The organism is Streptomyces sp. NPDC045778 (genome assembly GCF_056431945.1).
Map to the genome: position 1 here is coordinate 123,615 of NZ_JBWKJZ010000017.1, position 14,941 is coordinate 138,555.

The window sequence follows — 14,941 nt, forward strand, 5'->3', positions numbered from 1 at the left end:
CGAGGTGTACGCGTATTGAGCGACTTGATCCACCTTGATGACTTGATCCACCTTGATGTGTGTTGATGCGAGGGGCCACACGTGCGTGAGCAGCAGATTCCAGTCGTCGTCCTCACGGGATTCCTGGGGTCGGGCAAGACGACACTGTTGAATCACCTGCTGCACCGCAGCGGAGGCAGTCGCATCGGTGCGATCGTCAACGACTTCGGTTCCATCGAGATCGACGCCATGGCCGTCGCGGGGCAGCTCGGCGACTCCACCGTGTCCCTCGGCAACGGCTGTCTGTGCTGTGCCGTGGACGCCAGTGAACTCGATGTGTATCTGGAGCGGCTGGCCCGGCCCTCCGCCCGTATCGACGTCATCGTCATCGAGGCGAGCGGTCTCGCCGAGCCGCAGGAACTCGTGCGCATGGTGCTCGCCAGCGAGAACCCGCACATCGTGTACGGCGGTCTGGTGCAGGTCGTGGACGCCGCCGAGTTCGACGCCACCAGGCAGCGGCACCCCGAGGTCGACCGGCATCTGAAGATCGCCGACCTCGTCGTGGTCAACAAGGCCGACCGCGTACCCGCGGGGGAGCGTGACCGCGTCCTCGACGAGGTGCGCCGTCACACCGACCGGGCCGCCGTCGTCCCCGCCACGTACGGGCGCGTGGACGTGGAGCTTCTCCTGGACCGCAAGCCGGTGGGGGAGCGCGTGGGCCAGCTCTCCTTCGACGACCTGCATGACCACGGCGAGGCAGAGCACGCGGGCGACACCGAACACCACGGCGACCCCGGCCCTACCGCCCCGCACGGAACCGATCCGCACGGAACCGATCCGCACGGAACCGATCCGCACGGCACCGCCCCGGACGGCGGCGGCTGCGGGCACACCCATCTGCACAGCGGCTACGAGAGCCTCGCCTTCACCTCCGAGGCACCCATGAACCCCCGCCGCCTCATGGGCTTTCTCGACAGCAGGCCGGAGGGGCTCTACCGCATCAAGGGGTACGTCGACTTCGGCGCCGCCGACGCGCGCAACCGGTACGCGGTGCACTCCGTGGGGCGGTTCCTGCGCTTCTACCCCGAGCCGTGGGAGCCCGGCGAGAAGCGGCTCACGCAGCTCGTCCTCATCGGCTCCGGCATCGACGTACCGGAGCTGCACACCCAGCTGACGCTGTGCCGCGAGAACGACGAGGACGCCCCGCACGCGGATGAGTTCGGCATGTGGGGCGTCCTGCGGTACGTACAGGAGCCGGAGGCGGAGGAGACGCCGGGGCTTGACGGCGAGGGCGGGGCCGGGCCCGCAGCAGACCCTGTCGCGGACGCCACCCCCGACGTCGAGCCGGAGGCCGGACTCGACCCGTACCCCGACCTCGACTACGGCTCCGAGGCTGACCTTGACCCCGATCACGACCCCGAGGCCGAGGACGACCTCGCCCCCGGCCCGGGGCCGCGCGGCTGACTACACCGGGCCCGCCACCGCCGTCACCGGCTTCGCCAGGGAGACCCCGGAGCCGTCCCGGCGCGGGTCGGGCTCCGGCAGCTCGGCCGGCGCGCCCGTGCGCTGCGCCGCGCGCGGAGGCGTCGGGCCCGCCCAGGCGAAGCTCAGGCAGTCCTCGCCCTTCAGCAAGCGCTGGCAGCGCACGCCGCCCGTCGCACGCCCCTTGCGCGGGTACTGGTCGAACGGCGTCAGCTTCGCCGTCGTCTGCACCGAGTCGTCGAGCGTGCCCCGCGAGCCCGCGACCGTGAACACCACGGCGTCCACCGCGGGATCGACCGCCGTGAAGGAGATGACCTTCGCGCCCTGCGCGAGCTTGACGCCTGCCATGCCGCCCGCCGGTCGGCCCTGCGGCCGCACCTGCCCGGCCGGATAGCGCAGCAGCTGGGCGTCGTCCGTGATGAAGACCAGGTCCTCCTCGCCCGTACGCAGCTCCATCGCGCCGACGATGCGGTCACCGTCCTTGAGGGTGATGACCTCCAGCTCTTCCTTGTTCGCCGGATAGTCGGGCACCACGCGCTTGACCACACCCTGCTCCGTGCCGAGCGCCAGGCCCGGGGAGGACTCGTCGAGCGTCATCAGACAGATCAGCTTCTCGTCCGCCTCCAGGGAGAGAAGCTCGGCGACCGGGGCGCCTCCCGAGAGGTTGGGCGCGGACGCCGTGTCCGGGAGCTGGGGCAGGTCCACCACGGGCAGCCGGAGGAGGCGCCCCCCGGACGTCACCGCGCCCACCTCGCCGCGCGCGGTCGACGGCACCGCCGAGACGATCACGTCGTGCTTGACGCGCTTGCCGTCGCCGTCGGAGAAGGGCTCGCCGTTGGCCGTGCGGGCCAGGAGGCCCGTCGACGACAGCAGGACTCGGCACGGGTCGTCCGCGACCTGGAGGGACACGGTCGGGGCCGGGGCGCCGGCGGACTCCAGGAGGACCGTGCGCCGGTCCGTGCCGAACTTCTTGGACACCGCGGCCAGTTCGGACGAGACCAGCTTGCGCAGCTCCGCGTCCGACTCCAGGATGCGGGTCAGCTCGTCGATCTCCGCGTTCAGCTTGTCGCGCTCGGACTCCAGCTCGATCCGGTCGTACTTGGTGAGGCGGCGCAGCGGGGTGTCCAGGATGTACTGCGTCTGGACCTCGGTCAGGGAGAAGCGCTCCATCAGGCGCTCCTTGGCCTGCGCGCTGTTCTCGCTGGAGCGGATGAGGCGGATGACCTCGTCGATGTCCAGGAGGGCGATGAGCAGGCCCTGCACCAGGTGCAGCCGGTCGCGCTTCTTGCCGCGGCGGAACTCGCTGCGGCGGCGCACCACGTTGAAACGGTGGTCGAGATAGACCTCCAGGAGTTCCTTGAGGCCGAGGGTGAGGGGCTGGCCGTCCACCAGCGCCACGTTGTTGATACCGAAGGACTCCTCCATCGGCGTCAGCTTGTACAGCTGCTCCAGGACGGCCTCCGGGACGAAGCCGTTCTTGATCTCGATGACCAGGCGCAGGCCGTGCGCGCGGTCGGTGAGGTCCTTGACGTCGGCGATGCCCTGGAGCTTCTTGGACCCCACCAGGTCCTTGATCTTGGAGATGACCTTCTCCGGGCCGACGCTGAACGGCAGCTCCGTGACGACCAGGCCCTTGCGGCGCGCGGTCACCGCCTCCACGGCCACCGTGGCGCGCATCTTGAAGGTGCCGCGCCCCGTTTCGTACGCGTCCCTGATGCCGGACAGGCCGACGATGCGGCCGCCCGTGGGCAGGTCGGGGCCCGGGATGTGCTTCATGAGCGTCTCGAGGTCGGCGCCCGGGTGCTTGATCAGGTGCCGGGCGGCGGCGATGACCTCGCTCAGATTGTGCGGCGGCATGTTCGTCGCCATGCCTACGGCGATGCCCGACGAGCCGTTCACCAGGAGGTTCGGATAGGCCGCCGGGAGGGCTACCGGCTCCTTCTCCTGGCCGTCGTAGTTCGGCGTGAAGTCGACCGTGTCCTCTTCGATCGACTCCGTCATCAGGGACGTGGCGTCCGCCATGCGGCATTCGGTGTACCGCATCGCGGCGGGCGGGTCGTCGTTCCCCAGCGAGCCGAAGTTCCCATGGCCGTCGACCATGGGCAGGCGCATGGAGAACGGCTGCGCCATGCGGACGAGCGCGTCATAGATGGACGCGTCGCCGTGCGGGTGCAGCTTGCCCATGACCTCGCCGACGACGCGGGCGCACTTCACATAGCCGCGCTCCGGGCGCAGGCCCATCTCGTTCATCTGATAGACGATGCGGCGCTGCACCGGCTTCATGCCGTCGCGGGCGTCGGGCAGGGCGCGGGAGTAGATGACCGAGTAGGCGTACTCGAGGAAGGAGCCCTGCATCTCGTCGACGACGTCGATGTCGAGGATCTTCTCCTCGAACGAGTCGTCGGGCGGTGGGGTCTTCGTGCTGCGGCGGGCCATCGCTGCTGCGGCTCCTTCACCAACAAGTGTGCGGGATCTGACGCCGACCATTGTGGACCGTCCCACTGACAACCCCGACCACGACCCGGGCCCGGCCGCCCGGCAACCAGGCGGTCGGCGGCACGCCGGGCCACGCGGCGCCCCCTTCCCCAGCCCCCGTTCCGGCGCGCAGCCGGGCCCGCGCGAGCCCCTCCCCAGCCCCCGTGCCGACGCGCAGCCGACCCCGCGCGAACCCCGCCGCACGCTCCCGCGCCCCCGCGGAGCCGCCCCCGCGCGAGCGCCGCCGCACGCCCCCGGAACACGTACCGCACCACCGAAACCCCACCCCCGCGATCACGCCCACGGCGAACACCGACCACCCGCAGCGCGGAGCGGGAACTTCGCCAGGGGTCCGCGGGCTTGCATACAGTGGCAGGACCGGCAACAGCTATTGAGAATTCAGCGATCGAAGGGACGTACATGCCCATGGGTCACACGGCCACAGCCGCGGCAGGCTCCGGCGGTCTGAAAGCGACCGAGCACCGGCTGGCCAACGGCCTGCGCGTGGTGCTCTCCGAGGACCACCTGACCCCGGTCGCCGCGGTGTGCCTCTGGTACGACGTGGGCTCGCGCCACGAAGTCAAGGGACGTACCGGTCTGGCTCACCTCTTCGAGCACCTGATGTTCCAGGGCTCGCAGCAGGTGCACGGCAACGGCCACTTCGAACTGGTGCAGGGCGCCGGCGGCTCGCTGAACGGCACCACCAGCTTCGAGCGGACGAACTACTTCGAGACCATGCCCGCGCACCAGCTGGAGCTGGCCCTGTGGCTGGAGGCGGACCGCATGGGCTCGCTCCTGGCGGCACTCGACGAGGAGTCCATGGAGAACCAGCGCGACGTGGTGAAGAACGAACGCCGCCAGCGCTACGACAACGTCCCCTACGGCACGGCCTTCGAGAAGCTCACCGCCCTGTCGTACCCGGAGGGACACCCTTACCACCACACCCCGATCGGCTCCATGGCCGACCTGGACGCGGCCACCCTCGACGACGCCCGGAATTTCTTCCGCACCTACTACGCGCCGAACAACGCGGTGCTGTCCGTGGTCGGCGACATCGACCCGGAGCAGACGCTCGCCTGGGTCGAGAAGTACTTCGGCTCCATCCCCGGGCACGACGGCAAGCAGCCGCCGCGCGACGGCTCGCTGCCCGAGCGCATCGGCAAGGAGCTGCGCGAAGTCGTCGAGGAGGACGTGCCGGCCCGCGCCCTGATGGCCGCCTACCGCCTGCCCGAGGACGGCACGCGCGCGTGCGACGCGGCCGACCTGGCCCTGACAGTGCTCGGCAGCGGCGAGTCCTCGCGGCTCTACAACCGCCTGGTGCGCCGCGACCGCACCGCCGTGACCGCCGGCTTCGGCCTGCTGCGGCTCGCCGGAGCGCCCTCGCTCGGCTGGCTCGACGTGAAGACCTCCGGCGACGTCGAGGTCCCCGTCATCGAGGCCGCCGTCGACGAGGAGCTGGCCCGGTTCGCCGAGGAGGGCCCCACCCCGGAGGAAATGGAGCGGGCCCAGGCGCAGTTGGAGCGCGAGTGGCTCGACCGCCTCGGCACGGTCGCCGGCCGCGCGGACGAACTGTGCCGGTTCGCCGTCCTGTTCGGTGACCCGCAGCTCGCCCTCACCGCCGTCCAGCGGGTCCTCGACATCACCGCGGCCGAGGTCCAGGAGGTCGCCAAGGCGCGCCTGCGCCCGGACAACCGCGCCGTCCTGGTCTACGAGCCCGTGACCGCCGACGACCCCCGCCAGGACGCCGACGGCACCCCCCAGGACGCCGCCGACACCCACCAGGCAGCCGCCGAGACCCAGCAGGAAGAGGAGGCGGCGAAGTGACCGAGGCTGAGACGTCTGTGACGATGCAGTTCCACCCGCAGCCCCAGGCCGGCACGGCCAAGCCCTGGGCCTTCCCGGCCCCCGAGCGCGGCGCCCTGGCCAACGGCCTGACGGTGCTGCGCTGCCACCGCCCCGGCCAGCAGCTCGTCGCCGTCGAGGTCCACCTCGACGCCCCCCTGGACGCCGAGCCGCAGGGCCTGGACGGCGTGGCCACGATCATGGCGCGGGCCTTCTCCGAAGGCACCGACAAGCACTCCGCCGAGGAGTTCGCCGCCGAGCTGGACCGCTGCGGCGCCACCCTTGACGCGCACGCCGACCACCCCGGTGTCCGGCTGTCCCTCGAAGTGCCCGTCTCCCGCCTGCCGAAGGCCCTCGGCCTGCTGGCCGACGCGCTGCGCGCGCCCGCCTTCGAGGACGGCGAGATCGAGCGCCTCGTCCGCAACCGCCTGGACGAGATCCCGCACGAGACCGCCAACCCCGCGCGCCGCGCCGCCAAGGAGCTGGCCAAGCAGCTCTTCCCGGCCACCTCGCGCATGTCGCGCCCGCGCCAGGGCACCGAGGAGACGGTCGCCGCCATCGACTCCGCGGCCGTACGCGCCTTCTACGAGAAGCACGTGCGCCCCGCCACGGCCACCGCCGTCGTGGTGGGCGACCTCACCGGCACGGACCTCGACGCCGTCCTCACCGACACCCTCGGCGCCTGGACGGGCGGGTCGGCCGAGCCGCACGTGATGCCCCAGGTGACCGCCGACGACACCGGGCGCGTCGTCATCGTGGACCGCCCCGGCGCCGTCCAGACGCAGCTCCTCATCGGCCGCGTGGGCGCGGACCGGCACGACATCGTCTGGCCGGCGCAGGTCCTCGGCACGTACTGCCTGGGCGGCACCCTCACCTCGCGCCTGGACCGCGTCCTGCGCGAGGAGAAGGGATACACGTACGGCGTGCGCGCCTTCAGCCAGGTGCTGCGCTCCGCGGCGCCGCGGTCCCCGGAGGGCGCCCCGGGCGTCGCCATGCTGGCCATCAGCGGCTCCGTGGACACGCCGAACACGGGCCCGGCCCTCGACGACCTGTGGAAGGTCCTTCGCACCCTCGCCGCCGAGGGCCTCACGGACGCCGAGCGCGACGTCGCCGTGCAGAACCTGGTGGGCGTGGCCCCGCTGAAGTACGAGACGGCCGCCGCCGTCGCCGCGACGCTCGCCGACCAGGTCGAGCAGGAGCTGCCGGACGACTTCCAGGCGAGCCTGTACCGGCAGTTGGCCGGGACCGGCACCGTGGAGGCCACCGCGGCCGTCGTGAGCGCGTTCCCGAGCGACCGCCTGGTGACGGTGCTCGTCGGTGACGCCGCGCAGATCGAGGAGCCCGTGCGAGCCCTCGGCATCGGTGAAGTGACGGTCGTCACCGGCTGATTGCCGCGCACCCGCCCCGGCGGGCATATCGGCACGAACGCCTCGTAACTCAAGGGACCCCGGAGGCTCAGGAAGCCTCCGGGGTCCCTGCATGCTGCCATATGTCCGAATTGACATGGAGGTTGGGTGTCTGCCGTGTGGCGTGCGCTACAAAAGGCAGGATCCGTTTGTCGATTGAAAGATGAGGCGTTTAGCGTCAGTGCGGCTGTCCGTCAGGCACTACGCCGCGTCCGTGGCACCGGACAGTCATCGCCGAGTCCCCGTACGGCGTGAGCCAGGGGAGCCGGGGACCCACACGTCCCTGGGGTGAATCGGTCCCCTTGCCGCGAGGCGAGGAGTCCGTAGGAGACCTTCCTGCTCCGAACCCGTCAGCTAACCCGGTAGGCGAGAAGGAAGGAAAGGACCAGCCGCTTCATGGCGCTCATCCGCCCGACCGGCAAGCACCGCCGCCCGAGCCGCATCTCGCGCACGACCGCGAGCGCCGCGGGCGTCGCCGCCCTCACCACCACGGGTGTCATCTCGGGCCTCGCCGCTCCCGCGCTCGCCGCCGACGCCTCCGCGGACCAGGCGAGCACCGGCCTCACGCAGGCCATCGCCATCAACGACACGCTGGCCGACGAGATCGACGCCCAGGCCGCCGCCCAGAAGCAGGCCGCCAACGACGCCGCCGCCCAGAAGAAGGCGGAAGAGGCCGCGCGCCAGAAGGCCGCCGAGCAGAAGCGCAAGGCCGAGGCCGCCGCCAAGGAGAAGGCGAAGAAGGAGGCCGAGGCCAAGGCCAGGGTCAAGGCGGCGAAGGAGGCCAAGGAGCGGGCCCGCGAGCGCGCCGCCCGCGACGCCGAGCGCAAGCGCCTGAACGCCTACGTCGCCCCGGTCGCCGGCTCGTACGTCTCCACCTCCTACAAGGCCGGCGGCGGCATGTGGTCCTCCGGCAGCCACACCGGCATCGACTTCCACGCCGCGTCCGGCACCTCGGTGCAGGCGGTCGGCGCGGGCACCGTCGTCGAGGCGGGCTGGGGCGGCGCCTACGGCAACAACGTCGTGATCAAGATGAACGACGGCACGTACACCCAGTATGGCCACCTGTCGTCCCTCGGCGTCACCGTCGGCCAGACCGTCACCCCGGGCCAGCAGATCGGCCTCTCCGGGTCCACCGGCAACTCCTCCGGTCCGCACCTGCACTTCGAGGCCCGCACCGGCGCCGACTACGGCTCGGACATCGACCCGATCGCGTACCTGCGCTCCCACGGCGTGAGCGTCTGACGCTCCGCCCGCGGCGCGAGCGTCCGCCGCGCCCCGCGCACTTCCCGAAAGCCCCGGCTCACCGAGCCGGGGCTTTCGCTGTCGGCGGGCCGCGGCGCACACCTTTGGCCAAAAGATATCCATGGATTCCGACGCCCCATCGGAAAACGCGGCCATCTGCAATAGAGTCCGTAGTGACCACGTCCATACGGCGGCCATACAGCGGCCGTCCATGCACCGACCAAAGAGTCGCCGCACCAGCGTCGTCAACGCGTCGCGCGACGCGTTTCCCGGGCATTAAAGCGGAGGTCCGTCATGCGCGTTCCCGCGCACTCGGTCTGCACGGCCATCCGGGACGACATCGTCTCCGGTGTCTACGAACGCGGCACGCGGCTCACCGAAGAACTCCTCGCCCGCCGCTACGGCGTCTCGCGCGTCCCCGTGCGCGAGGCCCTGCGTACCCTGGAGGCCGAGGGCTTCGTGGTCACCCGCAGGCACGCGGGCGCCTGCGTCGCCGAGCCGACCGAGCAGGACGCCGCCGACCTCCTGGAGGTCCGCACGCTCCTGGAGCCACTGGCGGCCGCCCGCGCGGCGCAGCGCCGCACCGACGCCCATCTGAAGGTCCTGCGCGGCCTCGTGCGGCTCGGCCAGGAGCGGGCCCGGCGCGGCGGCGGCGAGGACCTGCGCTCGCTCGACGGCTGGTTCCACGAGACGCTCACCCAGGCCTCCGCGAGCCCCGGCCTCATCGCCCTGCTCACGCAGCTGCGCCACAAGGTCGCCTGGATGTACGTGGCGGACGCCCCGGTCGCGGCCACGGAGCTGTGGGCGGGGCACGGCGCGGTCGTCGACGCGGTCGCCCGCCAGGACGCGGACCGGGCCCGCGCGCTCACGCTTCTGCACGCCGAGCGCGCGGCGTCCGCGTACCGGCCGCGCGCCGGGCGTGTGAGGGGTTCGCAACACGCCGTCAACAAAGTGGGCGTACGGAATTAACAGGGACCCCGTACACAGGACTCGTACCCCGTACACAGGACTCGTATACGGGACGTGCGTACCAACGCGTACCGGACGTCATACGCGGTGTCTGTGAAAGCCCGGCACACCGGAGTGGGAATTCCCCGCCCGGCTTTCCCGCGAGGCCGACGCGTTTGTTCCACCGGCGGTACGCCACCGGCTCATGAATTCCCGCCGCGCTTTTGCCGGCGGGCGCTCTTCAGGAACGCCACCACACGACGAAGCCGCGCGGCCACCGAGTGGTCCGCGCGGCTCCGGCACGCTGTGTCCGACAGTGTCAGACGGTCTCCGGAAGCTCCTCAAGGCCCTCCGAGACGAGCTTCGCCAGCCGGTCCAGGGCGGCGTCCGCGCCCTCGGCGTCCGAAGCGAGCACGATCTCCTCACCGCCCTGCGCGCCCAGGCCGAGCACCGCGAGCATCGAGGCCGCGTTGACGGGGTTGCCGTCGGCCTTGGCGATCGTCACGGGGACGCCCGAGGCCGTGGCCGCACGGACGAAGATGGAGGCGGGCCGGGCGTGGAGGCCCTCGGCCCAGCCGACGTTGACGCGGCGCTCAGCCATGTGTTGCTGCCCTTCCAGGTGTCTCACACTTGTCTAGACCAGTGTCTCATGCCGACCCGGGTGCTCCCGCAGGGCCGCGGCCGCGCTGCCCCACGACCCGCCGCCCGCCACCCGACCGCCTTTCGACCCCTCCTACATTGCCCCGGCCCAGGCGGCCGCGCGACCCGTACCCTGGCCCCATGCAGACCCCGGCGGACGGCCCAGCGCACCCCTCGTCGGACAGTGCCGCGCCCGCCCCCGCCCCGGCGGAGCAGCACCCCTACCCCTCCCACTGGGAGGCCGACGTGGTGCTGCGCGACGGCGGCACCGCGCGCATCCGGCCCATCACGGCCGCCGACGCGGACCGCCTGGTCAGCTTCTTCGAGCAGGTCTCGGACGAGTCGAAGTACTACCGCTTCTTCGCGCCCTACCCCCGCCTGTCCGCCAAGGACGTGCACCGCTTCACGCACCACGACCACGTGGACCGCGTCGGACTCGCGGCCACCATCGGCGGCGAGTTCATCGCCACCGTCCGGTACGACCGCATCGACGCCCAGGGCCGCCCGGCCTCTGCGCCCGCTGACGAGGCAGAAGTCGCCTTCCTGGTCCAGGACGCCCACCAGGGCCGCGGCGTCGCCTCCGCGCTGCTCGAACACATCGCCGCCGTCGCCCGCGAGCGCGGCATCCGCCGCTTCGCCGCCGAGGTCCTGCCCTCGAACACCAAGATGGTGAAGGTCTTCACGGACGCCGGATACCAGCAGCAGCGCAGCTTCGAGGACGGCGTCGTCCGCCTCGAACTCGACCTGGAGCCCACCGACCGCTCCGTCGCCGTCCAGCGCGCCCGCGAACAACGCGCCGAGGCCCGCTCCGTCCAGCGCCTGCTCGCACCCGGCTCCGTCGCGGTCATCGGCGTCGGCCGCGCCGAGGACAGCGTCGGCCGCGGCGTCCTGCGCAACCTGCTGCGCGGCGGCTTCACCGGCCGCCTCCACGCCGTCAACCGCGCCTTCGGCGACCACGAGACCGCCGAGGGCGCCGAAGGGGCCCCCGCCCACCGCTCCGTACGCGACATCGCCGAGCCCGTCGACCTCGCCGTCGTCGCCGTCCCCGCCGAGCACGTGCCACAAGCGGTCGCCGAGTGCGGCGAACACGGCGTGCAGGGGCTCGTCGTACTCTCCGCCGGTTACGCCGAGAGCGGCCCCGAAGGGCGCGAGCGCCAGCGCGAACTCGTCCGCCAGGCCCGCTCCTACGGCATGCGCCTCATCGGCCCGAACGCCTTCGGCGTCATCAACACCGCGGCCGACGTACGCCTGAACGCCTCGCTGGCTCCCGAACCGGCCACCGCCGGACGCATCGGCCTGTTCACCCAGTCCGGCGCCATCGGCATCGCCCTGCTGTCCCGGCTGCACCGGCGCGGCGCGGGCCTGACGGGCATCTCGACGTTCGTCAGCGCGGGCAACCGCGCCGACGTCTCCGGCAACGACGTCCTCCAGTACTGGTACGAGGACCCGGACACCGACGTCGCGCTCATGTATCTGGAGTCCATCGGCAACCCGCGCAAGTTCACCCGCCTCGCCCGCCGTGCCGCCGCCGCGAAGCCCCTCGTCGTCGTCCAGGGCGCGCGCCACAGCGGCATCGCCCCCGCGGGGCACGCCGGGGCCGCGACCCGGCTCCCGCACGCCACCGTCTCCGCGCTGCTGCGCCAGGCCGGGGTCATCCGCGTCGACACCGTCACCGAACTCGTCGACGCCGGGCTTCTGCTCGCGGGCCAGCCGCTGCCCGCCGGGCCCCGCGTCGCCATCCTCGGCAACTCCGAGTCCCTCGGCCTGCTCACGTACGACGCGTGCGTCGCCGAGGGCCTGCGCCCGCTGCCCCCGCGCGACCTGACCACGGCCGCGACGCCCGAGGACTTCCGGGCCGCGCTGGGCGCCGCGCTCGCCGCCGACACCTGTGACGCGGCCGTCGTCACCGTCATCCCCTCGCTCGGCGAGTCAAGCCGCAAGGGCCAGGGGGAGACCCTGGCCACCGCCCTGCGGGCCGCCGCGGCCTCCTGCCCCACCAAACCCGTCGCCGTCGTCCACGTGGAGCTGGGCGAACTCGCCGAGGCACTCTCCGCCGCCGCCAGCACCAAGCCCCAGGCCGCCACGCGCCCCGCCGACCGGCCGCCCGCCGCGCCGCCCGCCGCCGACACCCCGCCGCCGCACGCCCGCATCCCCGCCTACCCCGCCGCGGAGCGGGCCGTGCGCGCCCTCGCCGAAGCCGTCACCTACGCCCAGTGGCGGCACGACGTCGCCGACCCCGGCAAGGTGCCTGAGTACGACGACATCGACGAACAGGGCGCCGCCGACCTGATCGCGGGCCTCCTCGCCAAGGGCGACGACGCCCACGGCCTGACCCTCGGCCCCGACGACGCCCGCGACCTGCTCGGCCGCTACGGCATCGCCGTCCACCCCGTCCTGCCCGCGCCCGACGCCGACGCGGCCGCCGACGCCGCCCACAGGCTCGGCTACCCCGTCGCCCTCAAGACCACCGCCCCGCACCTGCGCCACCGCCCCGACCTCGGCGGCGTCCGCCTCGACCTCGCCGACGAGGAGCAGCTGCGCCGCGCCTACCGCGAGCTGACCCACGCCCTCGGCCGCCCCGCCGAGCTGCGGCCCGTCGTCCAGGCCATGGTCGCGCGCGGCGTCGACACCGTCGTGCGGGCGGGGCACGACCCGGCCGCCGGAGCGGTGCTGTCCTTCGGGCTCGCGGGCGCGGCCTCCGAACTCCTCGGGGACACCGCCCACCGGCTGATTCCCGTCACCGACCGCGACGCCCGCACCCTCGTACGGTCGATCAGGACCGCCCCCCTCCTCTTCGGCTGGCGCGGTTCGGCCCCGGTGGACACCGCCGCCCTCGAAGAGCTGCTCCAGCGCGTCTCGCGCCTGGTCGACGACCACCCCGAAGTGGTCACCGTCTCACTGGAACCGGTGGTCGTCGCCCAGGACGGCCTGTCCGTCCTCAGCGGCACCGTCCGCCTCGCCCCGCCCCCGGCCCGCGACGACCTGGGGCCGCGCACCCTGCCCGCCTACTGACGAGCCCCGCGCCGCCCGCCGAGGCGGCCACCGCGCACCTCGGGGCGGGCGCCGGGTCGTAGGATGGGCGCATGGCAAAGACCGGTACCACGACCCAGGGGCTGCGCGCGGCGATCGAGCGCAGCGGCTACTACCCGGCCCTCGTGGCCGAGGCGGTGGAGGCCGCGGTCGGCGGCGAGACCATCGGGTCGTACCTGGTCCACCAGGAGACCACCTTCGACGCCAACGAAGTACGCCGTCACGTGACGGTGCTCGTCCTCACCGACACCCGCTTCATCGTCAGCCACACCGACGAGCAGGCGGCCGACAGCACCTCGCCGACCCCGTACGCCACGACCTCCACCGAGTCCGTGAAGATCGGCCGGATCTCGTCGGTCGTCGTCAGCCGCGTCGTCGCCAACCCCGAGAAGTACGTTCCCGGCTCCCTGCCCCGCGAGGTCGTCCTCACCATCGGCTGGGGCGCGGTGTCCCGCATCGACCTCGAACCGGCCGCCTGCGGCGACCCCAACTGCGAGGCCGACCACGGCTACACGGGCAGCTCCACCGCCGACGACCTCAGCCTGCGCGTCAGCGAGGCCGGCGACGGCCCCGACACGGTCCGCCAGACCCTCGCCTTCGCCCAGGCCCTCTCCGAGGCCACGGCGGCCACCGCCGGCGGCTCGGGCGCCGCCCGCTGATGGTCACAGCCGACTGGACCGGCGGCTGGGACGACGTACAGCCCCTGGATCTCGCCACCGCGCCGCTGCCCGAGTACGGCACCGGGTCGCTCGCCGACCTGCTGCCCACGCTCGTCGCCCACCAGGGGGTCGACGGCTTCGCGCCCGCCATCGGCGAGCTGGGCCCCGCCGACCGGAACTGCGTCTTCCTCATCGACGGCCTCGGCTGGGAGCAGCTGCGCGCCCACCCCGCCGAAGCGCCCTTCCTGACCTCGCTCATCGGCTCCTCGCGCGGCGGCACCGGACGCCCCATCACCGCGGGCTTCCCCGCCACCACGGCGACCTCCCTCGCCTCCGTCGGCACGGGCCTGCCCCCGGGCGCCCACGGCCTGCCCGGGTACTCCGCCCGCAACCCCGAGACCGGCGAGCTGATGAACCAGCTGCGCTGGAAGCCCTGGACCGACCCGCACGCCTGGCAGCCGTACCCCACGATCTTCCAGCGCGCCCACGAGGCGGGCGTCCACACCGCCCAGGTCTCCTCGCCGACCTTCGAGCACACGCCGCTCACCAAGGTCGCCCTGAGCGGCGGCACCTTCCGCGGCCGCCTCTCCGGCGAGGACCGCATGGACCTCGCCGCCGAGCAGCTCGCCGCGGGCGACCGCTCCCTGGTCTACACCTACTACGCGGAAGTCGACGGCAAGGGCCACCGCTTCGGCCTCGACTCCGACGCCTGGCGCGGCCAGCTCATGTACGTCGACCGGCTCGTCCAGCGCCTGGCCGAGCAGCTCCCGCCGCGCAGCGCCCTGTACGTCACGGCCGACCACGGCATGGTCGACATCCCCTTCGACGACGAGTCCCGGATCGACTTCGACGAGGACTGGGAGCTGCGCGCGGGCGTCGCCCTGCTCGGCGGCGAGGGCCGCGCCCGCCACGTCTACGCCGTCCCCGGGGCCGAGGCCGACGTCCTCGCCGTCTGGCGGGAGGTCCTCGGGGACCGCTTCTGGGTGGCCGGACGCGAGGAGGCCATAGCCGCGGGGTGGTTCGGCCCGCGCGTCGACGAGCGCGTCCACGGCCGCATCGGCGACGTGGTGGCCGCCGCCCACGACGACGCCCTGATCATCGCCTCCCGCACCGAGCCCCACGAGTCCGCGATGGTCGGCAACCACGGTTCCATGACCCCTGCCGAACAGCTCGTACCGCTGCTCGAAGTACGCTCCTAGCCGCCACGCGCCCCCGTGCTTGCCCCCGCACGCCCCCACA

General features: G+C 72.7%; 10 protein-coding genes and 1 riboswitch. Of the genes, 8 read left to right on the forward strand and 2 right to left on the reverse strand.

Translation table 11 applies throughout. The features are described 5' to 3' along the window. Positions 1 to 81 precede the first annotated feature (81 nt). Positions 82 to 1,443, forward strand: coding sequence for a CobW family GTP-binding protein (locus AC07GB_RS22585; protein WP_478848123.1), 1,362 nt, complete (start codon positions 82 to 84; stop codon positions 1,441 to 1,443). Here the strand turns inward: AC07GB_RS22585 and AC07GB_RS22590 are convergent, their stop codons facing one another. Beyond that, on the reverse strand, positions 1,444 to 3,897 hold the full coding sequence (locus AC07GB_RS22590) for a DNA gyrase/topoisomerase IV subunit A (RefSeq protein ID WP_478848125.1): 2,454 nt from the start codon (positions 3,895 to 3,897) through the stop codon (positions 1,444 to 1,446). Positions 3,898 to 4,362: 465 nt separating this feature from the next. Here AC07GB_RS22590 and AC07GB_RS22595 point away from each other — a divergent pair, with 465 nt between their 5' ends. The 4 genes from AC07GB_RS22595 (at position 4,363) to AC07GB_RS22610 (ending at position 9,395) form a co-directional block, all read left to right on the forward strand. Continuing rightward, positions 4,363 to 5,760, forward strand: coding sequence for a M16 family metallopeptidase (locus AC07GB_RS22595; RefSeq protein ID WP_478848214.1), 1,398 nt, complete (start codon positions 4,363 to 4,365; stop codon positions 5,758 to 5,760). A 23-nt stretch (positions 5,761 to 5,783) separates the two neighbouring features. Further along, positions 5,784 to 7,166 carry a M16 family metallopeptidase gene (locus AC07GB_RS22600; protein ID WP_478848216.1) on the forward strand — a complete coding sequence of 461 codons (1,383 nt, stop codon included), beginning with the start codon at positions 5,784 to 5,786 and terminating at the stop codon, positions 7,164 to 7,166. 240 nt (positions 7,167 to 7,406) lie between these two features. Next, positions 7,407 to 7,568: riboswitch (cyclic di-AMP (ydaO/yuaA leader) on the forward strand. A gap of 12 nt (positions 7,569 to 7,580) precedes the next feature. Then, positions 7,581 to 8,426, forward strand: coding sequence for a M23 family metallopeptidase (locus AC07GB_RS22605; RefSeq protein WP_478848127.1), 846 nt, complete (start codon positions 7,581 to 7,583; stop codon positions 8,424 to 8,426). 294 nt (positions 8,427 to 8,720) lie between these two features. Further along, a complete protein-coding gene (locus AC07GB_RS22610; protein ID WP_478848129.1) occupies positions 8,721 to 9,395 on the forward strand; it encodes a GntR family transcriptional regulator in 675 nt (224 codons plus the stop codon). A gap of 298 nt (positions 9,396 to 9,693) precedes the next feature. On the opposite strand, the gene AC07GB_RS22615 is transcribed toward AC07GB_RS22610, so the two are convergent. Further along, entirely contained in the window at positions 9,694 to 9,975 is a 282-nt protein-coding gene (locus tag AC07GB_RS22615; protein ID WP_138962230.1) for an HPr family phosphocarrier protein, read from the reverse strand. Between the two features lie 179 nt (positions 9,976 to 10,154). On the opposite strand from AC07GB_RS22615, the gene AC07GB_RS22620 reads away from it, so the two are divergent. From AC07GB_RS22620 to AC07GB_RS22630, 3 genes are all read left to right on the forward strand, one after another. Continuing rightward, entirely contained in the window at positions 10,155 to 13,025 is a 2,871-nt protein-coding gene (locus AC07GB_RS22620; protein ID WP_478848131.1) for a bifunctional acetate--CoA ligase family protein/GNAT family N-acetyltransferase, read from the forward strand. A 71-nt stretch (positions 13,026 to 13,096) separates the two neighbouring features. Beyond that, positions 13,097 to 13,702 carry a DUF5998 family protein gene (locus AC07GB_RS22625; protein ID WP_478848133.1) on the forward strand — a complete coding sequence of 202 codons (606 nt, stop codon included), beginning with the start codon at positions 13,097 to 13,099 and terminating at the stop codon, positions 13,700 to 13,702. Continuing rightward, a complete protein-coding gene (locus AC07GB_RS22630; RefSeq protein WP_478848135.1) occupies positions 13,702 to 14,901 on the forward strand; it encodes an alkaline phosphatase family protein in 1,200 nt (399 codons plus the stop codon). Before AC07GB_RS22625 ends, AC07GB_RS22630 begins: the two co-directional genes overlap by 1 nt. Positions 14,902 to 14,941 lie beyond the last annotated feature (40 nt).

What these genes read in the sequence shown, in the direction of transcription:
- AC07GB_RS22590 (WP_478848125.1), bottom strand. Translation starts at nt 3,897, where the DNA reads ATGGCCCGCCGCAGCACGAAGACCCCACCGCCCGACGACTCGTTCGAG.
- AC07GB_RS22595 (WP_478848214.1), top strand. Translation starts at nt 4,363, where the DNA reads ATGGGTCACACGGCCACAGCCGCGGCAGGCTCCGGCGGTCTGAAAGCG.
- AC07GB_RS22600 (WP_478848216.1), top strand. Translation starts at nt 5,784, where the DNA reads ATGCAGTTCCACCCGCAGCCCCAGGCCGGCACGGCCAAGCCCTGGGCC.
- AC07GB_RS22605 (WP_478848127.1), top strand. Translation starts at nt 7,581, where the DNA reads ATGGCGCTCATCCGCCCGACCGGCAAGCACCGCCGCCCGAGCCGCATC.
- AC07GB_RS22610 (WP_478848129.1), top strand. Translation starts at nt 8,721, where the DNA reads ATGCGCGTTCCCGCGCACTCGGTCTGCACGGCCATCCGGGACGACATC.
- AC07GB_RS22615 (WP_138962230.1), bottom strand. Translation starts at nt 9,975, where the DNA reads ATGGCTGAGCGCCGCGTCAACGTCGGCTGGGCCGAGGGCCTCCACGCC.
- AC07GB_RS22620 (WP_478848131.1), top strand. Translation starts at nt 10,155, where the DNA reads ATGCAGACCCCGGCGGACGGCCCAGCGCACCCCTCGTCGGACAGTGCC.
- AC07GB_RS22625 (WP_478848133.1), top strand. Translation starts at nt 13,097, where the DNA reads ATGGCAAAGACCGGTACCACGACCCAGGGGCTGCGCGCGGCGATCGAG.
- AC07GB_RS22630 (WP_478848135.1), top strand. Translation starts at nt 13,702, where the DNA reads ATGGTCACAGCCGACTGGACCGGCGGCTGGGACGACGTACAGCCCCTG.